Source organism: Klebsiella sp. A-Nf5 (genome assembly GCF_002810545.1).
Lineage (GTDB): Bacteria > Pseudomonadota > Gammaproteobacteria > Enterobacterales > Enterobacteriaceae > Klebsiella > Klebsiella variicola.
Genome location: NZ_PIOG01000280.1, coordinates 145075 through 167453, shown reverse-complemented (window position 1 = coordinate 167453; position 22379 = coordinate 145075). Strand labels below are relative to the sequence as shown.

21 protein-coding genes are annotated in these 22379 nt (G+C 58.2%); 14 read left to right on the top strand and 7 right to left on the bottom strand.

The features are described from left to right. The first annotated feature begins 115 nt into the window (after positions 1–115). From pepA to CWM53_RS28980, 3 genes are all read left to right on the top strand, one after another. Positions 116–1627: a leucyl aminopeptidase gene (gene pepA, locus CWM53_RS28990; RefSeq protein WP_008807121.1), complete on the top strand. Its 1512-nt coding sequence runs from the start codon at positions 116–118 to the stop codon at positions 1625–1627. A 121-nt stretch (positions 1628–1748) separates the two neighbouring features. Then, positions 1749–2192, top strand: a complete 444-nt coding sequence (gene holC, locus CWM53_RS28985; protein WP_008807122.1) for a DNA polymerase III subunit chi — start codon at positions 1749–1751, stop codon at positions 2190–2192. Next, positions 2192–5047 carry a valine--tRNA ligase gene (locus CWM53_RS28980; protein WP_100730140.1) on the top strand — a complete coding sequence of 952 codons (2856 nt, stop codon included), beginning with the start codon at positions 2192–2194 and terminating at the stop codon, positions 5045–5047. The genes holC and CWM53_RS28980 overlap by 1 nt, the downstream gene beginning before the upstream one ends. Positions 5048–5109: 62 nt before the next feature. On the opposite strand, the gene CWM53_RS28975 is transcribed toward CWM53_RS28980, so the two are convergent. Then, positions 5110–6303, bottom strand: coding sequence for a YjgN family protein (locus CWM53_RS28975; RefSeq protein WP_100730139.1), 1194 nt, complete (start codon positions 6301–6303; stop codon positions 5110–5112). 185 nt (positions 6304–6488) lie between these two features. Between CWM53_RS28975 and CWM53_RS28970 the strand changes: the two genes are divergently transcribed. Continuing rightward, a complete protein-coding gene (locus CWM53_RS28970) occupies positions 6489–6992 on the top strand; it encodes a GNAT family N-acetyltransferase (RefSeq protein ID WP_061155958.1) in 504 nt (167 codons plus the stop codon). 258 nt (positions 6993–7250) lie between these two features. Here CWM53_RS28970 and miaE read toward each other — a convergent pair whose 3' ends face one another. Both miaE and rraB read right to left on the bottom strand, forming a co-directional pair. Continuing rightward, a complete protein-coding gene (gene miaE, locus CWM53_RS28965; RefSeq protein WP_100676151.1) occupies positions 7251–8015 on the bottom strand; it encodes a tRNA isopentenyl-2-thiomethyl-A-37 hydroxylase MiaE in 765 nt (254 codons plus the stop codon). 49 nt (positions 8016–8064) lie between these two features. Continuing rightward, entirely contained in the window at positions 8065–8487 is a 423-nt protein-coding gene (rraB, locus tag CWM53_RS28960; protein ID WP_008807126.1) for a ribonuclease E inhibitor RraB, read from the bottom strand. A gap of 98 nt (positions 8488–8585) precedes the next feature. On the opposite strand from rraB, the gene argL reads away from it, so the two are divergent. Then, positions 8586–8681 (top strand): putative translational regulatory protein ArgL, encoded by a 96-nt coding sequence (argL, locus tag CWM53_RS32450; RefSeq protein ID WP_370736902.1) that lies wholly within the window; start codon positions 8586–8588, stop codon positions 8679–8681. Then, the gene (gene argF / locus CWM53_RS28955; RefSeq protein ID WP_016160171.1) at positions 8651–9655 is read left to right on the top strand and encodes an ornithine carbamoyltransferase; all 1005 of its coding nucleotides are present in this window, start codon (positions 8651–8653) and stop codon (positions 9653–9655) included. The genes argL and argF overlap by 31 nt, the downstream gene beginning before the upstream one ends. A 61-nt stretch (positions 9656–9716) precedes the next feature. Here argF and CWM53_RS28950 read toward each other — a convergent pair whose 3' ends face one another. Continuing rightward, the gene (locus CWM53_RS28950) at positions 9717–10169 is read right to left on the bottom strand and encodes a YhcH/YjgK/YiaL family protein (protein WP_061155962.1); all 453 of its coding nucleotides are present in this window, start codon (positions 10167–10169) and stop codon (positions 9717–9719) included. Between the two features lie 194 nt (positions 10170–10363). Between CWM53_RS28950 and CWM53_RS28945 the strand changes: the two genes are divergently transcribed. From CWM53_RS28945 to ridA, 5 genes are all read left to right on the top strand, one after another. Further along, the gene (locus CWM53_RS28945; protein WP_012969080.1) at positions 10364–10468 is read left to right on the top strand and encodes a pyrBI operon leader peptide; all 105 of its coding nucleotides are present in this window, start codon (positions 10364–10366) and stop codon (positions 10466–10468) included. Continuing rightward, positions 10443–10502 (top strand): pyrBI operon leader peptide, encoded by a 60-nt coding sequence (locus CWM53_RS32445; RefSeq protein ID WP_227650304.1) that lies wholly within the window; start codon positions 10443–10445, stop codon positions 10500–10502. Before CWM53_RS28945 ends, CWM53_RS32445 begins: the two co-directional genes overlap by 26 nt. 2 nt (positions 10503–10504) lie before the next feature. Beyond that, positions 10505–11440: an aspartate carbamoyltransferase gene (pyrB, locus tag CWM53_RS28940; RefSeq protein WP_100631254.1), complete on the top strand. Its 936-nt coding sequence runs from the start codon at positions 10505–10507 to the stop codon at positions 11438–11440. A gap of 14 nt (positions 11441–11454) precedes the next feature. Beyond that, positions 11455–11916 (top strand): aspartate carbamoyltransferase regulatory subunit, encoded by a 462-nt coding sequence (gene pyrI, locus CWM53_RS28935; protein ID WP_061155964.1) that lies wholly within the window; start codon positions 11455–11457, stop codon positions 11914–11916. 152 nt (positions 11917–12068) lie between these two features. Next, the gene (gene ridA / locus CWM53_RS28930; protein WP_061155965.1) at positions 12069–12455 is read left to right on the top strand and encodes a 2-iminobutanoate/2-iminopropanoate deaminase; all 387 of its coding nucleotides are present in this window, start codon (positions 12069–12071) and stop codon (positions 12453–12455) included. 57 nt (positions 12456–12512) lie between these two features. Here the strand turns inward: ridA and CWM53_RS28925 are convergent, their stop codons facing one another. The 3 genes from CWM53_RS28925 to mgtL form a co-directional block, all read right to left on the bottom strand. Continuing rightward, the gene (locus CWM53_RS28925) at positions 12513–14906 is read right to left on the bottom strand and encodes a beta-N-acetylhexosaminidase (RefSeq protein WP_100631253.1); all 2394 of its coding nucleotides are present in this window, start codon (positions 14904–14906) and stop codon (positions 12513–12515) included. A 159-nt stretch (positions 14907–15065) separates the two neighbouring features. Continuing rightward, positions 15066–17774 carry a magnesium-translocating P-type ATPase gene (mgtA, locus tag CWM53_RS28920; protein ID WP_074387242.1) on the bottom strand — a complete coding sequence of 903 codons (2709 nt, stop codon included), beginning with the start codon at positions 17772–17774 and terminating at the stop codon, positions 15066–15068. Between the two features lie 145 nt (positions 17775–17919). Further along, positions 17920–17973, bottom strand: a complete 54-nt coding sequence (gene mgtL / locus CWM53_RS32440) for a mgtA regulatory leader peptide MgtL (protein ID WP_219340445.1) — start codon at positions 17971–17973, stop codon at positions 17920–17922. A gap of 179 nt (positions 17974–18152) precedes the next feature. Between mgtL and treR the strand changes: the two genes are divergently transcribed. The 3 genes from treR to treC all read left to right on the top strand — a co-directional run bounded on the left by treR (position 18153) and on the right by treC (position 22357). Further along, complete coding sequence (treR, locus tag CWM53_RS28910) at positions 18153–19100, top strand: trehalose operon repressor TreR (protein WP_100631252.1); 948 nt, start codon at positions 18153–18155, stop codon at positions 19098–19100. Positions 19101–19231: 131 nt separating this feature from the next. Then, positions 19232–20650: a PTS trehalose transporter subunit IIBC gene (gene treB / locus CWM53_RS28905; RefSeq protein WP_008807131.1), complete on the top strand. Its 1419-nt coding sequence runs from the start codon at positions 19232–19234 to the stop codon at positions 20648–20650. A 51-nt stretch (positions 20651–20701) separates the two neighbouring features. Beyond that, on the top strand, positions 20702–22357 hold the full coding sequence (gene treC / locus CWM53_RS28900; RefSeq protein ID WP_100730138.1) for an alpha,alpha-phosphotrehalase: 1656 nt from the start codon (positions 20702–20704) through the stop codon (positions 22355–22357). The last annotated feature ends 22 nt before the right edge of the window (positions 22358–22379 follow it).

Here is a 22379-nt window from a genome sequence, read left to right as displayed (position 1 = left end):
GCGCGCGTTATGCCCGCGTCAGGTAAGCAGGCGCAGCCGGCGCATCTGCAACTTGAAAGGCGACGAGTATAGCCGTAGCCACCACTGTTGTCTTTAAGATTCAGGAGCATAGTGCATGGAGTTCAGTGTAAAAAGCGGTAGCCCGGAGAAGCAACGGAGCGCCTGTATCGTGGTCGGCGTCTTTGAACCACGTCGCCTCTCCCCCATCGCCGAACAGCTCGATAAAATCAGCGACGGCTACATCAGCGCCCTGCTACGTCGCGGCGAGCTGGAAGGCAAACCTGGCCAGACGTTATTGCTGCACCATGTGCCAAACATTCTGTCTGAGCGCATTCTGCTGATTGGCTGCGGTAAAGAGCGTGAGCTGGATGAGCGTCAGTATAAGCAGGTCATCCAGAAAACCATCAACACCCTGAATGATACCGGCTCAATGGAAGCGGTCTGCTTCCTGACCGAGCTGCACGTCAAGGGCCGCAACAACTACTGGAAAGTTCGCCAGGCCGTTGAAACCGCCAAAGAGACGCTGTACAGCTTCGACCAGCTGAAGACCAACAAAAGCGAGCCGCGTCGCCCGCTGCGTAAAATGGTCTTTAACGTGCCGACCCGTCGCGAGCTCACCAGCGGCGAGCGCGCCATTCAGCATGGCCTGGCGATCGCCGCCGGCATCAAAGCGGCGAAAGATCTTGGCAACATGCCGCCGAACATCTGTAACGCCGCCTATCTGGCTTCCCAGGCGCGTCAGCTGGCTGACACCTACAGCAAGAACGTCATCACCCGCGTGATCGGCGAACAGCAGATGCGCGAGCTGGGGATGAACTCCTATCTCGCCGTCGGCAATGGTTCGCAGAACGAGTCGCTGATGTCGGTCATCGAGTATAAAGGCAACCCGTCTGAGGACGCGCGCCCTATCGTGCTGGTCGGTAAAGGCCTGACCTTCGACTCCGGCGGTATCTCCATCAAGCCTGCCGAAGGCATGGACGAGATGAAATACGACATGTGCGGCGCCGCGGCGGTGTACGGCGTGATGCGGATGGTTGCCGAGCTGCAGCTGCCGCTGAACGTCATCGGCGTGCTGGCGGGCTGTGAAAACATGCCTGGCGGTCGCGCCTATCGTCCGGGCGACGTCCTGACCACCATGTCCGGCCAGACGGTGGAAGTGCTGAACACCGACGCCGAAGGCCGCCTGGTGCTGTGCGACGTGCTGACCTACGTCGAGCGCTTCGAGCCGGAAGCGGTTATCGACGTCGCAACGCTGACTGGCGCCTGCGTGATTGCCCTCGGCCATCACATCACCGGCCTGATGTCGAACCATAACCCGCTGGCCCATGAGCTGATCGGCGCCTCCGAACTGGCGGGCGACCGCGCGTGGCGTTTGCCGCTGGCCGACGAGTTCCAGGATCAGCTGGAGTCCAATTTTGCCGATATGGCAAACATCGGCGGCCGTCCTGGCGGCGCCATTACCGCTGGCTGCTTTCTGTCGCGCTTTACCCGTAAGTACAACTGGGCGCACCTCGACATCGCCGGTACCGCCTGGCGTTCCGGTAAGGCCAAAGGCGCCACGGGTCGTCCGGTAGCGCTGCTGTCGCAGTTCCTGCTCAATCGTGCGGGTTTTAACGGCGAAGAGTGATTGCCGTCTGATGCCCGGTGGCGCTACGCTTACCGGGCCTACGGAAAGATGCCGTTTGTAGGCCGGGTAAGCGTAGCGCCACCCGGCTTTGCATTTAAATCCACGACAAGAAGCCCCATATATGAAGAATGCAACGTTCTACCTTCTGGACAACGAAAACACCGTCGAAGGCCTGAGCGCCGTCGAGCAGCTGGTGTGTGACATTGCCGCAGAACGTTGGCGCAACGGCAAGCGCGTCCTGATCGCCTGTGAAGATGAGCAGCAGGCTATTCGCCTCGACGAGGCGCTGTGGTCGCGGCCGCCGGAAAGCTTTGTGCCGCATAATCTGGCGGGAGAAGGCCCGAGAGGCGGTGCGCCGGTGGAGATTGCCTGGCCGCAGAAACGCAACAGCAGCCCACGGGACATTCTGATCAGTCTGCGGCTTAACTTTGCAGATTTTGCCACCGCTTTCACAGAAGTGATAGACTTTGTCCCTTACGAAGAAAATCTGAAACAACTGGCGCGCGAACGCTATAAAGCGTACCGCATGGCTGGTTTCAACCTGAACACGGCAACCTGGAAATAATGGAAAAGACATACAACCCACAAGATATCGAACAGCCGCTTTACGAGCACTGGGAAAAGCAGGGCTATTTCAAACCGAATGGTGATGAAAGCCAGGAGAGCTTCTGCATCATGATCCCGCCGCCGAACGTCACCGGCAGTTTGCATATGGGTCATGCCTTCCAGCAAACCATCATGGATACCATGATTCGCTACCAGCGCATGCAGGGCAAAAACACCCTGTGGCAGGCCGGTACCGATCACGCGGGTATCGCCACCCAGATGGTGGTTGAGCGTAAGATTGCCGCGGAAGAAGGGAAAACCCGTCACGACTACGGCCGCGATGCCTTCATCGACAAAATCTGGCAGTGGAAAGCGGAATCCGGCGGCACCATTACCCGCCAGATGCGCCGCCTCGGCAACTCCGTGGACTGGGAGCGCGAGCGCTTCACCATGGACGAGGGGCTTTCCAATGCCGTGAAAGAAGTCTTTGTTCGCCTGTACAAAGAAGATCTGATTTACCGCGGTAAACGCCTGGTTAACTGGGACCCGAAACTGCGCACCGCCATCTCCGACCTCGAAGTGGAGAACCGCGAATCGAAAGGTTCCATGTGGCACATCCGCTACCCGCTGGCCGATGGCGCGAAAACCGCTGACGGTAAAGATTACCTGGTGGTCGCCACTACCCGTCCGGAAACCCTGCTGGGCGATACCGGCGTGGCCGTTAACCCGGAAGATCCGCGTTACAAAGATCTGATTGGCAAATTCGTGGTGCTGCCGCTGGTTAACCGTCGCATCCCGATCGTGGGCGACGAACACGCCGACATGGAAAAAGGCACCGGCTGCGTGAAGATCACCCCGGCGCACGACTTTAACGACTACGAAGTGGGTCGTCGTCATCAGCTGCCGATGATCAACATCCTGACCTTTGACGGCGACATCCGCGAAAGCGCGGAAGTCTACGACACCAAAGGTAATGAATCCGACGTCTATTCCAACGAGATCCCGGCTGAATTCCAGAAGATGGAGCGTTTTGCCGCGCGTAAAGCGATGGTTGCCGCCGTCGACGCGTTGGGCCTGCTGGAAGAGATCAAACCGCACGACCTGACCGTCCCTTACGGCGACCGCGGCGGCGTGGTTATCGAACCGATGCTGACCGACCAGTGGTACGTGCGCGCGGACGTGCTGGCCAAGCCGGCAGTAGAAGCCGTTGAGAATGGCGACATTCAGTTCGTGCCGAAGCAGTACGAAAACATGTACTTCTCCTGGATGCGCGATATTCAGGACTGGTGTATCTCCCGTCAGCTGTGGTGGGGTCACCGTATCCCGGCATGGTATGACAACGACGGCAACGTCTACGTGGGCCGTACTGAAGACGAAGTGCGTCAGGAAAACAACCTGAGCGCCGACGTTGCGCTGCGTCAGGACGAAGACGTTCTCGATACCTGGTTCTCTTCCGCGCTGTGGACCTTCTCCACCCTCGGCTGGCCGGAAAACACCGACGCCCTGCGTCAGTTCCATCCGACCAGCGTGATGGTGTCCGGCTTCGACATCATCTTCTTCTGGATCGCCCGCATGATCATGATGACCATGCACTTCATCAAAGATGAAGATGGCAAGCCGCAGGTACCGTTTAAGACCGTCTACATGACCGGTCTGATCCGCGACGACGAAGGCCAGAAGATGTCCAAATCCAAGGGTAACGTTATCGACCCGCTGGATATGGTTGACGGCATCACCCTGCCGGAGCTGCTGGAGAAACGTACCGGCAACATGATGCAGCCGCAGCTGGCGGAAAAAATCCGCAAGCGTACCGAGAAGCAGTTCCCGAACGGCATCGAGCCGCACGGCACTGACGCCCTGCGCTTCACCCTGGCAGCGCTGGCCTCTACCGGCCGCGACATCAACTGGGATATGAAGCGTCTGGAAGGTTACCGTAACTTCTGCAACAAGCTGTGGAACGCCAGCCGCTTCGTGCTGATGAACACCGAAGATCAGGATTGCGGCTTCAACGGCGGCGAGATGGTGCTCTCCCTGGCCGACCGCTGGATCCTCGCGGAATTCAACCACACCGTGAAAGCGTATCGCGAAGCGCTGGATAACTTCCGCTTCGATATCGCCGCCGGCATCCTGTACGAGTTCACCTGGAACCAGTTCTGCGACTGGTACCTGGAACTGACCAAGCCGGTGATGAACGGTGGCAGCGAAGCGGAGCTGCGCGGGACTCGCCATACGCTGGTGACCGTGCTGGAAGGTCTGCTGCGCCTGGCGCATCCGATCATTCCATTCATCACCGAGACCATCTGGCAGCGCGTGAAAGCGATCTGCGGTATTACCGCCGACACCATCATGCTGCAGCCGTTCCCGCAGTACGATGCTTCTCAGGTCGATGAAGCGGCGCTGACCGACACCGAATGGCTGAAACAGGCGATCGTCGCCGTGCGTAACATCCGTGCGGAAATGAACATCGCCCCGGGTAAACCTCTGGAACTGCTGCTGCGCGGCTGCAGCAAAGAGGCCGAGCGTCGTGTGAACGACAACCGCAGCTTCCTGCTGAACCTGGCGCGTCTGGAAAGCATTACCGTGCTGCCTGCCGATGATAAAGGTCCGGTCTCCGTGACCAAGATTATCGACGGCGCCGAGCTGCTGATCCCGATGGCGGGCCTCATCAATAAAGAAGATGAGCTGGCGCGTCTGGCGAAAGAAGTGGCCAAAATCGAAGGTGAAATTGGCCGCATCGAGAGCAAGCTGTCCAACGAAGGCTTTGTCGCCCGCGCGCCGGAAGCGGTGATCGCTAAAGAGCGCGAGAAGCTGGAAGGCTACGCGGAAGCGAAAGCGAAGCTGATTGAGCAGCAGGCGGTGATCGCCGCGCTGTAATTGCTCGCGGCTGTCATTGCTCGCGATAAAAAAAGGCCGGAGCTTGCTCCGGCCTTTTTACATTACAGGAACGGCAGCATCGGAAAAAAACCGCCGCACAGTTTGTCAGATACCGTCGGCTGCGGTGGCGCCGCGGGCTGCAGATCGAGCGAATCGAGCTCACCGACCATCGTCGTGTTTTCAGCAATATAGCGCAGCAAATCAATCTTAAACCAGGGATAGGCCAGCCCCAGCGTCATCGGCGTGAGAAACGTCAACGCCAGTAAACGCGGAGTAAGACCGAAAAACGTCAGGGTGGAACGAAAATGAACGCTGTCCCCCAGCACCAGGTTATTCATCGCGTGATTACGTAAAGCCACACGAAGGTATGCCATGGATAATACGATACCGATAGTGAGGAATACATATCCCCCTAATACCGCCCCAAGATGCCGCAATGCCATAAACAGTGCCGAACCTTCACTGCACAGACCAAACATACAGCCCGTCAGCAGTTGAGCGAATGCGGAAAATAAAAAGCCAATAAAAATGACGATAAACGGCAACAAAATCGCCGTTGCCCATAAAAAAATCACCACACAACGCTTAGTACTCACATAAATATTAAATTTATTTTTGCCTAAGGTTGCGCCTTTGCCGATGAGATCAAGCCAGTGGCTGTAAACCACACCGCTGGTTATCGCCATAATAACCAGCGACAGCAAAAACAGCACAACGATCCCCAGCAGCATGCTATTTAGGCCATTGTAAAAGGGACGACTCCCCAGCATGGCGAACACCACCGCCGTTAGCACGTATATCAGCAAGGGTAAGCCGAGCATAATCCACCACCCGCGCAGCAGATGACACTGAACCCCAAAGCGAATATTCGCGAAAGAGGTCATGGTGGCATGGTAGCTTAACCCCTTAATTATCATTACCGGCAGCAGGATAAGAAATGCCAGTGTCTCCAGCCCTTCGCTACCGGGAGAGAAAATGGCAAGCGCTAAGCTGAGTAAAAGCAGCACGACAAATATCAACAGCCAGCTGAGTAAAATCGTGATACCGCGCCCGTGATAGGCAAAGCGGGCGCCATTAACCTCCATATTCTCACAAAGATAACGGCGACTCCGTACCCATGCCCATGGAATAAATAACCCACAAGTTATTACAGAAAAAATAATATTAACCAGACAAATAATAAAATAGCGCCCGGCCTGACCATGAAAAACAAAAGAATGGCCAGAACGCTGCAATTGTCCTGAAATCATACTCATAAAAAAGTCGTCCTTGTACTTTAAAACATATATAAAAATAATAAATAATGCGCATCGGCATTAAGCGAGCAGAATATATTATTTTGAATTTTCCCGGCAATACATTTCACGCGCACCTTGCGCCTGTAAACGAATAATGGTATTAAAGAAATGTATGGTTATTTAAGCTAAAATTGAGTGATTCTATGAATCTTGCCGCGCCACAGACCTTTACTTTACGCCGTATCGCGGTACAGGATAACGCTGCGATAGCGGCCGTCATCCGCCAGGTATCGGCAGAATATGGCCTGACCGCCGATAAAGGCTATACGGTCGCCGACCCGAATCTCGATGAACTGTATGAGCTGTACAGCCAGCCGGGCTCTGCCTATTGGGTGGTGGAGAAAGAGGGTGAAGTGGTTGGCGGCGGTGGCGTCGCGCCGCTCGCCTGCAGCGAGCCGGATATCTGCGAGCTGCAGAAAATGTATTTTATGACCAGCGTCCGCGGCCAGGGGCTGGCGAAGAAGCTGGCGCTGTTGGCGCTGGACTACGCCCGCGAGCAGGGGTTTAAACGCTGCTATCTGGAAACCACCGCCTTCCTGACGGAAGCGATCGGCTTATATGAACATCTCGGCTTCGAGCACATTGACGGGCCGCTGGGTTGCACCGGCCACGTTGACTGTGAAGTACGGATGCTGAAAACGCTTTAACGCCTCGATATCGCAGGTGTCCCCGGTAGCGTTACGCTTACCGGGGCTACAGTTCGGTAGCCCGGCTAAGCGTAGCGCGAGCCGGGGGATGTCCCGTGCTCGCGGTGCCGTTTTTTTGTCGGGTGGCGGCTAACGCCTTGCCCGACCTACGGCCCGTACCATTGCGAGCTGAAGCTCTCAACGCTATCTCTCTCCCCATGGCTACTGAAACTGCCGGTGTTAGTGGCTACCGGGGCTACAGGGCCCGAATACCGAGGGTTACGCCGCTACCGGCACACCGCTGTGAAAGCGGAACTCGGCCTCCGGCCTGAGGATCAGCGCCGCTTCCGCCTCGCCAAGCTGGCGCACCCGCTCGCTAATATCGTCTCCGGCAATCTTCTGCGCCAGATCCAGATAGTCCTGATAGTGACGCGCCTCGGAGCGCAGCAGCGACAGATAAAACTTCTGCAGCTCGTCATCCAGCCACGGCGCCAGCGCCGCAAAGCGTTCGCAGGAGCGGGCCTCGATATAAGCGCCGCAGATCAACTTATCGATCAGCATCACCGGCTCGTGCGAACGCACCTCCCGCCGCATGCCGCGGGCATAGTTGCTGGCGGTGATTTTGACGTAGGGGATATCGCGCGCCAGCATCATCTCCCGCACCTGCCAGAAGTGATGTAGCTCCTCTTTAATCAGCAAAATCATGCTGTCCAGCAACTGGCGGCCCCACGGGTCGTCGGTCTGCGGCATGGCGCTTTTGTTGATCCGCTTATGCAGGGCGACGAAATCCGGCTCCGGCCCCCAGCGGTAGGTGAAGTCTTCATACGGCTTCAGGCAGGCCAGCAGCTCGTCGGCGTCGGCTTTATCAGCCACGTAGCGACGCACCAGCAGCATGGCGTTCTGCGCCGCTTTCAGTTCGCACACCATATGGTCGGTCAGCAGCAGCGGCAGGTTTTCCGGCTTGCGAGCTTCGTCAATCCACGCCTGCGGCGTCGGGCAGTGCAGGAAGTTGATAATCGGGGAGAGTATCTGCGGGTAATCCATGGAGGTTCCTTGCTATACGGCGGCAGGCGCCGCCGTATCCATCTGCGACTTAGTGACGAACACCATCGTCGTCTTCATCGACAAAATCTTCGTCATCGTCGCCGTCTTCTTCACCGTTCGGGTCCTCATAGTAGGTGCCCCAACCGTCATACTCGACGTCATATTTTTCTGCCAGCGTCATCAGCTGTTCTACCTGGGCATCGATCAGGTCTGCGTTCAGTGCGCATTCGCTCAGAATATCGCAGCAGATGACCATGTCACCCTCTTCCACTTCCAGCTCTTCGGGCTCGGTCACTTCATAGCCCAGCTTGAACGCTTCCACCGCCACTTTCTCCAGGGTTTCGAAATCGTCTGCAGAGAGGTGATGCTCAATCGTGTACAGTGCGTCCGGATCGCTGCCATCCTCCAGCAGCTCTTCGATAATCAGACGCGTCTCTTCACGCTGTTCTTCCAGGTGTTCCGGGTTTGCCATGGCTCGTTCCTCATAATGTGCGGCAGTTGTCCCTATTGTCACATACCGCCGTCATTGCCTCCACTTCTCAGTGAAAGATTTCGATCACAGACTTGCAAATGAATATTCATACATATAAATTGAATTTTAATTCAATTAGTGGCCTATGCCAGGTGAGGGAACCATGTCTGCGTTTTACCAGAAGCATTTTTTAAAGTTACTCGATTTTACGCCTGCAGAAATCACCGCCCTGCTCGAGCTGGCGGCAAAGCTCAAAGCCGATAAGAAAAACGGTATCGAAGTCCAGAAACTGGCAGGGAAAAACATCGCGCTCATCTTCGAAAAAGACTCAACCCGTACACGATGCTCTTTCGAAGTTGCCGCATACGACCAGGGCGCCCGCGTGACCTATCTGGGGCCAAGCGGTAGCCAGATTGGCCATAAAGAGTCGATCAAAGATACCGCCCGCGTGCTCGGGCGGATGTACGATGGCATTCAATATCGCGGCCACGGCCAGGAGGTGGTGGAGACGCTGGCGCAATACGCCGGCGTGCCGGTGTGGAACGGCCTCACCAACGAGTTCCACCCCACCCAGCTGCTGGCGGACCTGCTGACGATGAAAGAGCACCTGCCGGGCAAGGCCTTTAACCAGATGACGCTGGTCTACGCCGGCGATGCGCGCAACAACATGGGCAATTCGATGCTCGAAGCCGCAGCGCTGACCGGTCTGGATCTGCGCCTGGTAGCGCCATCTGCCTGCTGGCCGGAGTCTCAGCTGGTGGAGACCTGTACGGCACTGGCCAAACAGCAGGGTGGCAACATCACCCTGACGGAAGATATCGCCGCGGGGGTGAAAGGCGCCGATTTTATCTATACCGACGTCTGGGTCTCGATGGGCGAGGCGAAGGAAAAATGGGCCGAACGTATCGCCCTGCTGCGCGATTATCAGGTTAACAGTGCGATGCTGGCGCTGACCGGCAATCCGCAGGTCAAGTTCCTCCACTGCCTGCCGGCATTCCACGACGACCAGACCACGCTGGGCAAACAGATGGCCGCCGATTACGGCCTGCACGGCGGCATGGAAGTGACTGACGAGGTGTTTGAGTCGGCGGCGAGCGTGGTGTTTGACCAGGCGGAAAACCGGATGCATACCATCAAAGCGGTGATGGTGGCGACGCTGGGTAAGTAGCCCTTCGCTTGTGGCCACATCCCGGATAGCACGGCGCTTATCCGGGATTCGGCTCACCATTTTACGCCATCAACATCTTCACTACCGCTTTGCGCACCTTCGCCGGGGCGCCTACGGCGCACAGCGGTTTATGCACTTCACCGGGATAAAACACCACAAAATCCCCTTCGTTGAGGATCACCGTTTTCTCCTGCTGGCCTTCGGCAAGAAAAGCGATGTCTTTCTCCGCCAGCCAGTCGGTCTGTGGCTCTCCTGCCGGTAAGGCACTGAAAGTCATCCCCTCGATGCCGCGGAGCACAATCTGGATATCGAGATAGCGGGCATGATATTCCGCCCGGCGCGCGGCCTGCGGCTCAGTGGTATCTTCGGAAATCAGATAAAACAGGTTATTGCCGTCGATATCGTGTTTACCCAGCGGCGTCGCCTCGTTGACATGGGCGATGACGTGCTCAATGGCCTCGCGCAGCGCGGCAGGCAGCCATGGCTGCAGATGGTGGATATTGCCAATAATCATCACTTACCTCGAATATAAAACAGCATTTCATTTTACTGTTTTATACCCCCATTGCCACTGCCATACCAGTACAGTTTCACGGTTCTTTGCGCTGGCGCACTTTTCTGCAGGCAAACGATTACCTGTTTGTGAATGAATCGCTTGATCGTCATAACGGTCTGCGTATAATGCCAGTCGTTTTGCCGGGAGGAAGCATGGCCAATTGCGTACGACATTCTGTCTTAGCGCGTCTGAACGCAGACGCTGGCCTGGCGTTTTTCTTTCCGTTGCTCATTGGATTCCCGAAGCCCCTTATTTAAGGGGCTTTTTTTTTGCCCAGGCGTCAGGAGATAAGCATGGCTAACCCGCTATATCAAAAACATATCATTTCCATAAACGATCTCAGCCGCGAAGACCTCGAACTGGTGCTGGCGACTGCGGCAAAGCTGAAAGCCAATCCGCAACCCGAGCTGCTGAAGCATAAGGTTATCGCCAGCTGTTTCTTTGAAGCCTCGACTCGTACCCGTCTCTCTTTTGAAACCTCGATGCACCGTCTGGGTGCCAGCGTGGTCGGCTTTTCTGACAGCGCCAACACCTCGCTGGGCAAAAAAGGGGAAACCCTGGCGGATACCATCTCCGTCATCAGCACCTACGTTGACGCCATCGTGATGCGCCATCCGCAGGAGGGCGCCGCGCGCCTGGCGACCGAATTTTCCGGCGGCGTGCCGGTGCTGAACGCCGGCGACGGCGCCAACCAGCATCCGACCCAGACCCTGCTCGATCTGTTCACTATTCAGGAGACCCAGGGACGCCTCGAGAACCTCAACGTGGCGATGGTCGGCGATCTGAAATACGGCCGTACCGTCCACTCCCTGACCCAGGCGCTGGCGAAATTCAGCGGCAACCGCTTCTACTTCATCGCCCCGGACGCGCTGGCCATGCCGCAGTACATCCTCGATATGCTGGATGAAAAAGGTATCGCCTGGAGCGTGCATAGCGCCATCGACGATGTGATGGCGGAAGTGGATATTCTGTACATGACCCGCGTGCAGAAAGAGCGTCTGGATCCGTCGGAATACGCCAACGTGAAAGCGCAGTTCGTCCTGCGCGCCGCCGACCTCGAAGGGGCGCGCGCCAACATGAAGGTGCTGCACCCACTGCCGCGCATTGACGAAATCACCACCGATGTCGATAAAACGCCGCACGCCTGGTACTTCCAGCAGGCCGGCAATGGCATCTTCGCCCGCCAGGCGTTACTGGCACTGGTACTGAATAGCGAGCTGGCACTGTAAGGGGGAAATGAGAGATGACACACGACAATAAACTGCAAGTAGAAGCCATTAAACGCGGCACCGTGATTGACCATATCCCGGCGCAGGTCGGCTTTAAGCTGCTCACCCTGTTCAAACTGACCGAAACCGACCAGCGTATCACCATCGGCCTGAACCTGCCCTCCGGTGAGATGGGCCGTAAAGATTTAATTAAAATCGAAAATACCTTCCTCACCGACGAGCAGGTCAACCAGCTGGCGCTGTACGCCCCGCAGGCGACAGTAAACCGCATTGATGAGTACGAAGTGGTGGGCAAATCCCGCCCGAGCCTGCCGGATCGCATCAACAGCGTGCTGGTCTGCCCGAACAGCAACTGTATCAGCCATGCTGAACCGGTTTCTTCCAGTTTTGCAGTGAAAAAACGCGCCGATGATATCGCACTCAAATGCAAATACTGTGAAAAAGAGTTTTCTCATTATGTGGTGCTGGCCAACTAAATGCGGTTGGTATTGGTGGTAGGCCTCCCTATAATGGCTACCACCCTACGCTTCGTCCTTCAGGCGGCGTCTGCGCCGGCGGCACAGCGCTTACCCTCTGGCGGCAACCTGAATGATTTTGCGTAACATTACTCAGTTCATCTGGAGATAACATGAGCAAAACTATTGCGACGGAAAATGCACCAGCAGCAATTGGCCCATACGTTCAGGGCGTTGACCTGGGCAGCATGATCATCACCTCTGGCCAGATCCCGGTCGACCCGAAAACCGGCAGCGTCCCGGAAGACGTGTCCGCGCAGGCGCGCCAGTCGCTGAACAACGTGAAAGCGATCGTTGAAGCTGCAGGCCTGACCGTCGGCGACATCGTCAAGACCACCGTTTTCGTGAAAGATCTCAACGATTTCGCTACCGTTAACGCCACCTACGAAGCGTTCTTCACCGAGCACAATGCCACCTTCCCGGCGCGCTCCTGCGTGGAAGTCGCACGTCTGCCGAAAGACGTGAAGATCGAGATCGAAGCCATCGCGATCCGTCGCTAATCGCTTCACTGCCCTCACCCCAGGCGCTTGCGTCATCCACGGGGTGGGGGAATTACCCTATTTTATCTTCGTTGCCCGCAACAGTTTCTCCAGCGGATAGACCGCCGCAATCACCAGTTCATCCTGGGTTTTCGCCGCACTATCCAGTTGCGCCTGAATGGAAGCGTACTCTTTATCGTCCAGCGTTCCCTGCCGTACCACCAGATCGGTCAAGCGCAGCCCCAGACTCGCCAGCTTATCAACCTGCTGCACAACGGGTTTCATCGCTGCCAGCTGATAGTTGCCGTCGGTCAGCGCCAGCGCATCGCCACTGTTGTTCTGCCAGCGGGTAAAGACGTGGCGCAGCGCATCAGCGCTCTCAGTATCCTCGGCATCGCTGATCAGCCGCTCCGCCCACTGATTCAGGCTGCGTACAGTGTCGCTCTCCGCCGGTAGCGCATCGGCCAGCCGGTTAAGCGGTTCGAATTGATGATAATTGTTCGCCTGGAACTTCAGGTGCTGGCGGGTGTAGTAGTGCGCTGGCTCCAGCGCCTCGGCGAGGATCTGCAGCGCCAGCGTATGGCCGCTGTTCGCCAGCCGGGTGAACTGCTCCAGTTGCTGGGCATGTTGCTGCAAGCCGACGGAGACCGTTGACCAGCTATCCATCGCCTGCAGGCGCTGATACATATTGTCGCTGTCTTTGACGTCCTCGGCCGACCAGAGCCGCTCCGCCACCGCAAAAGCCCGCGGCCACAGCTTGATGTCGATCACCGGCGCGGCGACGTTCTCCGCCCACAGCGCCGCCTCACCGCCGAGCAGATTCTTCTGTTGCTGCGCGTCGGGCAGCGTCGGCTGAATGCCCTCCGGCACAGCGTCCAGCCGCTTGCCGTCAACCGGATAGCGCGTGTTGCCGAGGAGGAAGTAGCCGCCGAGCGTGTCGTCGTTAATGGTCAGCACCGGGCGGGTTTCCCCCATCCAGGTATCGACGCGGAATGTCACCTGATTGTCGCCGAGCCATTCGATATCCTGCACCGCGCGGCGTGATTTACCTTTAAAATCAATAAATCCGCGCCAGCCGCTATCGCCTTTTACCAGCGTAAAGCTGCCCTCTACCGCGCTGCCCTTCAGGCGCGACATCGAAAACTGCCAGCTCTGAGCGCTGTCGCTATCAGTTATCGTATCCACACCGTTGAGCCCCTGCGGAATAATTTCATTACGATAGTGATAAGCGGTGTACTGCGGCTGATCGAGATAAAAACCGGTGGAGAGAATGCCGCGATAGCCGTGTTTAGCGACGTCGCCCAATGCGTCCTGCCCCTGCCACGACTGGATCAGAATGCTCTTCGGCAAATCAGGATGGTAAATCTCATCCCAGCCGACCATCTGCCGGTGATGTTTTTCGAGTAGCGTCTCCAGCCGCCGGTTGAAGTACGCCTGCAGCGCGTGGCTGTCCGCCAGCCCCTTCTCTTTGAGGAATTTCTGGATGGCCGGATTGGCGCGCCACTGGCTGTCATCCACTTCATCGCCGCCAATATGCAGATACGGATCGGGGAAGATAGCCGTCAGTTCGCTGACCATCGCCTCGGCAAAGGCGTAGGTCGCTTCTTTCGTCGGATCGAGTACCGGTTTCAGCACGCCCCAGTGGCGCTCCATCGCATAGGGTCCCGGCGCGCTCGTCAGTTCCGGATAAGCCACGGCGATCGCCGAGGCGTGTCCCGGCATATCGATTTCCGGCACCACGCGAATGCCGCGTTCGGCGGCGTAGCGCACGATATCTTTCATCTGCGCCTGGGTATAAAACAGGCCGTCGCTGGCCTGCTGCTGCAGCTTCGGATAGCGGCTGGAGGCGAAACGCCAGCCCTGATCGTCGGTCAGATGCCAGTGCAGCACGTTAAGCTTTGCTGCCGCCATGCCATCAATCTGCCTTTTGAGCGCCGACAGCGGCATAAAGTGGCGGGCGGAATCCAGCAGCAGTCCGCGCCACGGAAAGCGCGGCGCATCATCAATAGTGACGTAAGGAATAGTGGTGCCGTCAGGGCCGTTTTGCACCAGCTGCAGCAACGTTTCCATGCCGCGCAGCGCGCCAAAACGCGTATTCGCTTTCAGGGTAGCGCCCTCAGCGTTAACCTCGAGCTGATAGCTTTCGTCGCTATCCGGCTGCGGCAGGAAAGGCACTTTCTTACTGACGATAACGTTAATGGTTGGGCTTTTCGCCGGCGCCGTCTGCGGCTGTAGCGTCCAGCCCGTTTGCCGCGCAAGGCGTTCTCGCCAGCGGTTAGCCGCCTCGCCCAGATCGTCGCCGCTGACGTTGAGCGTTAGCTGATTATTTAGCGCCAGCGCCCCCTGCGCCTGCGGGCGCTCCACATGGGCGGGCCACGGCATCAGCGGCAGATCGCCGGCCGGGGCGGCAAGCGCCATGCTGCTCAGTACTATTCCGCTGGTTAGCAGACTGTAACGCACGGTGTTAAGCATCAATGTTCCTTTTTATGACGGGCCAAAAAAAAGCAAAACATTGGGTTAACATGCGCACAAAATTGCGTCAACACATGGCGATGACGGACTTCACAACTTGATGAGATTTAAGAGAAATACCGGTAAGCCCCTCTGCCGAACGGCAAAGGGGCGAAACCATTACTGCCAGCCGTAGCGACGGCTGTAGAACCCTTTGACGGTTTGGGTCAACACCATGTAGCCCGCCAGGATCACCACCAGCCACGGGAAGTAGCTCAGCGGCAGCGCCTGCAGCTGCAGGTAGCCCGCCAGCGGCGAGAACGGCAGCGCAATGCCCACGGCCATCACCACCAGCGTCATGGCGAACAGTGGCCACGCGGCGCGGCTCTGAACGAACGGAATACGCCGGGTGCGGATCATGTGCACAATCAGCGTCTGCGACAGCAGCCCTTCAATAAACCAGCCGGACTGGAACAGAGTCTGCATCTCCACTGTATTGGCGTGGAACACCCACCACATCAGGCCGAAGGTGAGGATATCGAAAATCGAGCTGATCGGTCCGAAGAAGACCATAAAGCGCCCGAGATCGGCCGGGTTCCAGCGCTGCGGTTTACGGATCTGCTCATCATCGACGTTATCGAACGGGATCGCCACCTGGGAGACATCGTACAGCAGGTTCTGAATCAACAGGTGCAGCGGCAGCATCGGCAGAAACGGCAGGAAGGCGCTGGCCACCAGCACGCTAAAGACGTTGCCGAAGTTGGAGCTGGCGGTCATTTTGATGTACTTGAGCATGTTGGCGAAAGTGCGGCGGCCTTCGATCACCCCCTCCTCCAGCACCATCAGGCTTTTTTCCAGCAGAATGATATCCGCCGCCTCGCGGGCGATATCCACCGCGCCATCAACCGAGATGCCAATATCCGCCGCGCGTAACGCTGGGGCGTCGTTGATGCCGTCGCCCATAAAGCCCACCACGTGACCTTCGCGTTTCAGCAGCGTCACGATGCGCTCTTTATGCAGCGGCGCCAGGCGCGCGAACAGCGTAGTGCGTTTCGCCAGCGCTGCCAGGTCGTCGTCGCTCATGGCTTCAATCTGGCTGCCAATCACCACTTCGCCCGCATCCAGCCCCACTTCATGGCACACCTTCGCCGCCACCAGTTCGCTATCGCCGGTGAGGATTTTCACCGTGATGCCGCTGGCCTTCAGCGCCTTCAGCGCCGGGGCGGTGGTCTCTTTCGGCGGATCGAGGAAGGCGATATAGCCTTCGAGGATCAGGTCGGATTCATCGGCGCGCTGGTAGTCGCCTTCGCGCGCCGGCAGGTATTTGGTCGCCACCGCCACCACCCGCAGTCCCTGACGGTTCAGGGTATCGGTCACCCGGCGGATGCGGCGCAGCATGGTGTCGTCCAGCGGTACGATTTCGCCGTTATAGCGCACCTGAGTAGAGACGTTGAGGATCTCCTGCAGCGCCCCTTTACAGATCAGCTGATGCGCGTCGTCCTGCTCTTTCACCACCACCGACATGCGGCGGCGTTCGAAGTCGAACGGGATCTCATCCACCTTTTGCCAGCGCTCTGCAAGGCCGCGGGCGGCCTCTAGCTCCACCCCTTCCAGCACCGCGGTATCGAGCAGGTTTTTCAGCCCGGTCTGGTAATGGCTGTTGAGCCAGGCGGTATGCAGCACTCTCTCGCTGGACTTCCCGGAGACATCGGTGTGGTTCTCCAGCACGATCTTGTCCTGAGTCAGGGTGCCGGTTTTATCGGTGCAGAGAATATCCATCGCACCAAAGTTCTGAATGGCGTCGAGGTGTTTGACGATCACTTTTTGTTTCGACAGCTTCACCGCCCCGCGCGCCAGCGTCGAGGTGACGATCATCGGCAGCATCTCCGGCGTCAGGCCGACCGCCACCGACAGCGCGAACAGCGCCGCTTCCCACCAGTCGCCTTTGGTGTAGCCATTAATCAACAGCACCACCGGGGCCATCACCAGCATAAAGCGGATCAGCAGCATGCTGACCCGGCTGATGCCCTTCTGGAAGGCGTTCGGTTCGCTCTCCTGCTCGCTGACGCGCCCGGCCAGCTGGCCGAACCAGGTGTTGCCGCCGGTGGCGTAGACGATGGCCTGCGCCGAGCCGCTCACCACGTTGGTCCCCATAAAGCACAGGGTGTCGCATTCCAGCGGGTTCTGCTGCAGCGGGTCGCGACTGCGCGCGACTTTCTCCACCGGCAGCGATTCGCCGGTCAGCGAGGCCTGAGCGACAAACAGATCGCGTGCCTGAATAATGCGCAGGTCCGCCGGGATCATATCTCCCGCCGACAGCTTGACGATATCTCCTGGCACCAGTTGGTCGATGGGCAGTTCAAGCCAGCGGCTCTCTCCCTGCTCGTTCACCACCCGCAGCACCGTGGCGGTATTGCTGACCATCGCCTTTAGCGCATCCGCCGCTTTGGTCGAGCGCGCTTCCTGGATGAAGTTAAGCAGCGTCGAGATGCCGACCATCAGCGCGATAACGCCCGCGGCGAACAGATCTTCGGTGGAATAGGAGACGATGCCGAGCACCGTCAGCAGCAGGTTGAACGGGTTGCGATAGCAGGTCCACAGATGCACCCACCACGGCGAGGGCTTCTGCGCCGGGATCTGGTTGTCACCATGTTTGAGGATCTTTGCCGCCACTTCGCCTTCATTGAGCCCTTCAGGGTGGCTGTCAAAGGCGCGCCAGATCTCCTGGTCATCCATCGCCGCAACGTCCAGGCAGCGCTTGCCGAGCGAGTCCGGGATCGGCACGCTGGTCAGGTTACGGGCATCAGGCAGCGGATCGCGCTGGACCAAACGGCGTGGCAGATGGCGGCTAAGCTGCGCGAACAGCTGCCGGGTATAATTCTTCAACATAAACAGTCCCTCCGCGCTCGCGCGAGCGAACGCAGCGTTGCCAACAGGCGTAGCAAAGCCTACCTGTCAGGCATGTAATTTTTATGGCAGGGACATCAAGGACGTCACTGCTTTACGCTTTCCGGTAAAGCAGTGTTAAACAGGCTTACCGGAAAGAAAGGTTGCTCCATCGAGGATGAGGAGTGGGATCGGGGTCCATAAATTCTCCGGTAAGTGAATATAAACGGCGCGGATTATAACGCGCTCGTTGAGACATGTGTGGCATTTATGGCGATGATAAGCCCGCGCAACTAAACCGAACGTAAACCAGACTTTGCTCATTGCGGTTTGGTTGAGTAGCATTAGGCTCACTTCTACCATCCCTGACGAGAATTCCGCATGCAGAACCGGCTGACCATCAAAGATATCGCGCGTTTAAGCGGCGTAGGAAAATCGACGGTATCCCGCGTCCTCAACAACGAGAGCGGGGTCAGCGAACGGACCCGCGAGCGTGTCGAAGCGGTGATGCAGAAGCACGGTTTCTCCCCTTCCCGCTCCGCCCGCGCCATGCGCGGCCAGAGCGATAAAGTGGTGGCGATTATCGTCACCCGTCTGGATTCCCTGTCGGAAAACCTTGCCGTGCAGACCATGCTGCCCGCCTTTTATGAGCAGGGTTACGATCCGATTATGATGGAGAGTCAGTTCTCTCCTGGACTGGTGGAAGAGCATCTCGGCATGCTCGCCCGGCGTAATATTGACGGCGTGGTGCTGTTCGGATTTACCGGCATTGATGAGGCGATGCTCGCCCCCTGGCGCGATACGCTGGTGCTGATGGCCCGCGACGCTCCCGGTTTCGCCTCGGTGTGCTATGACGACGAAGGCGCCATCACGCTGCTGATGCAGCGACTCTACGATCGCGGACATCGCCACATCAGTTTTCTTGGCGTCCCGCACAGCGACGTCACCACCGGAGAACGCCGCCATCTCGCCTACCTCGCCTTCTGTAAAAAGCATCGCCTGACGCCCACCGCCGCTCTGCCGGGCTTGGGCATGAAGCAGGGGTATGATACCGTCGCCAGCGTGCTGACGGCCGAAACCAGCGCCCTGGTCTGCGCGACGGATACCCTCGCCCTCGGCGCCAGCAAGTATCTCCAGCAGCAGGGCCGCGCTGCGCTGCAGCTCGCCAGCGTCGGCAGCACGCCGCTGATGAAGTTTCTCCACCCGGAAATCTTGACCGTCGATCCCGGCTATGCCGAGTCCGGACGCCGGGCCGCCCGGCAGTTGATCGAGCAGATCGCCGGCAGCGTCGATCCCCGCCAGATCGTGATTCCCGCCGCCCTGAATTAATCTCGTTCGGACGATTTATGTGATCGTCGCCGGGTTTCGGGAACGTTCCCATTTTGCAAATCAAACGAAACGGTTAGGATGCCCTCAAGGTAAAAAACGGCATCTCTCCCCTCTGTTTTTGAGGCTTCATCATGAGCAAAGTAAACCAGCAGGACATCGATAAACTGATCGAACTGGTGGGCGGGCGCGGCAACATCGCCACCGTCAGCCACTGTATTACCCGTTTGCGCTTTGTGCTGAACGACCCGGCCATCGCCAAACCAAAAGAGATTGAACAGCTGCGCATGGTGAAGGGATGCTTCACTAACGCCGGGCAGTTCCAGGTGGTCATCGGCACCGAGGTGGGCGATTACTACAAGGCCCTGCTGGCTACCACCGGCCAGACCTCCGCCGATAAAGAGCAGGTCAAGCAGGCCGCGCGGCAAAATATGAAGTGGCATGAGCAGTTGATCTCGCACTTTGCCGAGATCTTCTTCCCGCTGCTGCCGGCGCTAATCAGCGGCGGTCTGATCCTCGGTTTCCGTAACGTCATCGGCGACTTACCCATGAGCAACGGCCAGACGCTGGCTCAGATGCACCCGTCGCTGAAAACCATCTATGACTTCCTGTGGCTGATTGGCGAAGCGATCTTCTTCTATCTGCCGGTGGGGATCTGCTGGTCAGCAGTGAAGAAGATGGGCGGCACGCCGATCCTCGGGATCGTCCTTGGAGTCACCCTGGTTTCCCCGCAGTTGATGAACGCCTATCTCCTCGGCCAGCAGGTGCCGGAGGTGTGGAATTTCGGCCTGTTTACGATTGCCAAAGTCGGCTACCAGGCGCAGGTGATCCCGGCCCTGCTGGCGGGCCTGACGCTCGGCTTTATCGAGACGCGCCTCAAGCGCATCGTGCCTGACTACCTCTACCTGGTCATTGTCCCGGTCTGCTCGCTGATCCTCGCGGTGTTCCTGGCGCACGCCATCATTGGTCCGTTCGGCCGCCTGATCGGCGACGGCGTGGCCTTCGCGGTACGCCACCTGTTAACCGGCAGCTTTGCGCCGATCGGCGCCGCGTTGTTCGGCTTCCTCTACGCGCCGCTGGTGATTACCGGTGTCCACCAGACCACCCTCGCTATCGATATGCAGATGATCCAGAGCATGGGCGGCACCCCGGTGTGGCCGCTGATTGCGCTGTCCAACATTGCCCAGGCATCGGCGGTGGTCGGCATTATTATTGCCAGCCGTAAACAGAATGAACGCGAAATCTCGGTGCCGGCGGCAATCTCTGCTTACCTCGGGGTTACCGAACCAGCGATGTACGGTATCAACCTGAAGTACCGCTTCCCGATGCTGTGCGCGATGATCGGCTCCGGCCTCGCCGGCCTGCTGTGCGGCCTGAACGGCGTGCTGGCGAACGGCATCGGCGTCGGCGGCCTGCCGGGCATCCTCTCCATCCAGCCAACCTACTGGCAGGTGTACGCCATGGCGATGGCTATTGCGGTGGTGGTGCCGATTATCCTGACCACCGTGGTGTATCAGCGCAAGTACCGTCAGGGCACCTTGCAGATTGTCTAACTTCTTCTTTCGGGGCGCCTTTGGCGCCCCTCGTTGCAGCAGGAAAGCACTATGAATCATCTTCCCCACTGGTGGCAAAACGGCGTTATTTATCAAATCTATCCGAAGAGTTTTCAGGATACCACCGGCAGCGGTACCGGCGATCTGCGCGGCGTCACTTCCCGCCTCGACTATCTGCAGAAGCTTGGGGTCGACGCCATCTGGCTGACGCCGTTCTATGTCTCACCGCAGGTGGATAACGGCTACGATGTGGCGAACTACACCGCTATCGATCCCTCCTACGGCACGATGGCCGACTTTGACGCCCTGGTGGCGGAGGCGAAGGCCCGTGGTATCCGCATCGTGCTGGATATGGTACTGAACCATACCTCGACCGAGCATGAATGGTTCCGTCAGTCGCTGAATAAGGAGAGTCCCTACCGGCAGTTCTATATCTGGCGCGACGGCGAACCGGACGCGCTGCCGAACAACTGGCGCTCCAAATTTGGCGGCAACGCCTGGCAGTGGCATGCCGACAGCGGACAGTATTATCTGCACCTGTTCGCCATTGAGCAGGCGGATCTCAACTGGGAGAACCCGGCGGTACGCGCTGAGCTGAAAAAGGTCTGCGAATTCTGGGCCGACCGCGGCGTTGACGGTCTGCGCCTGGACGTGGTGAACCTGATCTCGAAAGACCAGACCTTCCCCTGCGATGCGGAGGGTGATGGCCGCCGCTTCTACACTGACGGCCCGCGGGTGCATGAATTCCTGCAGGAGATGAGCCGCGATGTCTTTACTCCCCGTAACCTGATGACCGTCGGCGAGATGTCCTCCACCTCGCTGGAGCACTGCCAGCAGTACGCCGCGCTGGACGGCCGCGAGCTGTCGATGACCTTTAACTTCCACCATTTAAAGGTCGATTATCCCGGCGGTGAAAAATGGACCCTCGCCCGCCCGGACTATGTGGCGCTGAAAGCGCTGTTCCGCCACTGGCAGCAGGGGATGCACAATCGGGCGTGGAACGCGCTGTTCTGGTGTAACCACGATCAGCCGCGCATCGTGTCGCGCTTTGGCGACGAAGGCGAGTACCGGGTGCCGGCGGCGAAGATGCTGGCGATGGTGCTGCACGGCATGCAGGGCACGCCCTATATCTATCAGGGCGAAGAGATCGGCATGACCAACCCGCACTTCAGCAACATCAGCGACTATCGCGACGTCGAAAGCCACAATATGTTTATCGAACGCGCAGCGCAGGGGCAAAGCCCGGACGAACTGCTGGCAATCCTCGCCAGTAAGTCGCGCGACAACAGCCGCACGCCGATGCCCTGGCACGCCGGCGAGAACGGCGGCTTTAGCGACGGTGAGCCGTGGATCGGCCTTGGCGATAATTACCAAGAGATCAACGTTGAGGCGGCGCTGGCGGACCCCGATTCGGTGTTTTATGCCTATCAGCAGCTGATTACGCTGCGTAAAACCCTGCCGCTGCTGACCTGGGGCGATTACCAGGATCTCCTGCCGGAACATCCATCGCTGTGGTGCTATCGCCGTCAGTGGCAGGGGCAGACTCTGGTGGTCGCCGCCAACCTGAGCCGTGAGTTCCAGCCATGGCAGCCGCCAGAAATGTCCGGCGACTGGCGGGCACTGATTGGTAACTATGCGGAAACGTCCAACCGCCCGGCGGCAATGACGCTGCGGCCATTCGAAGCGGTATGGTGGTTGCAGGAGTAAAGCTTTTCCCCGGTGGCGCTAC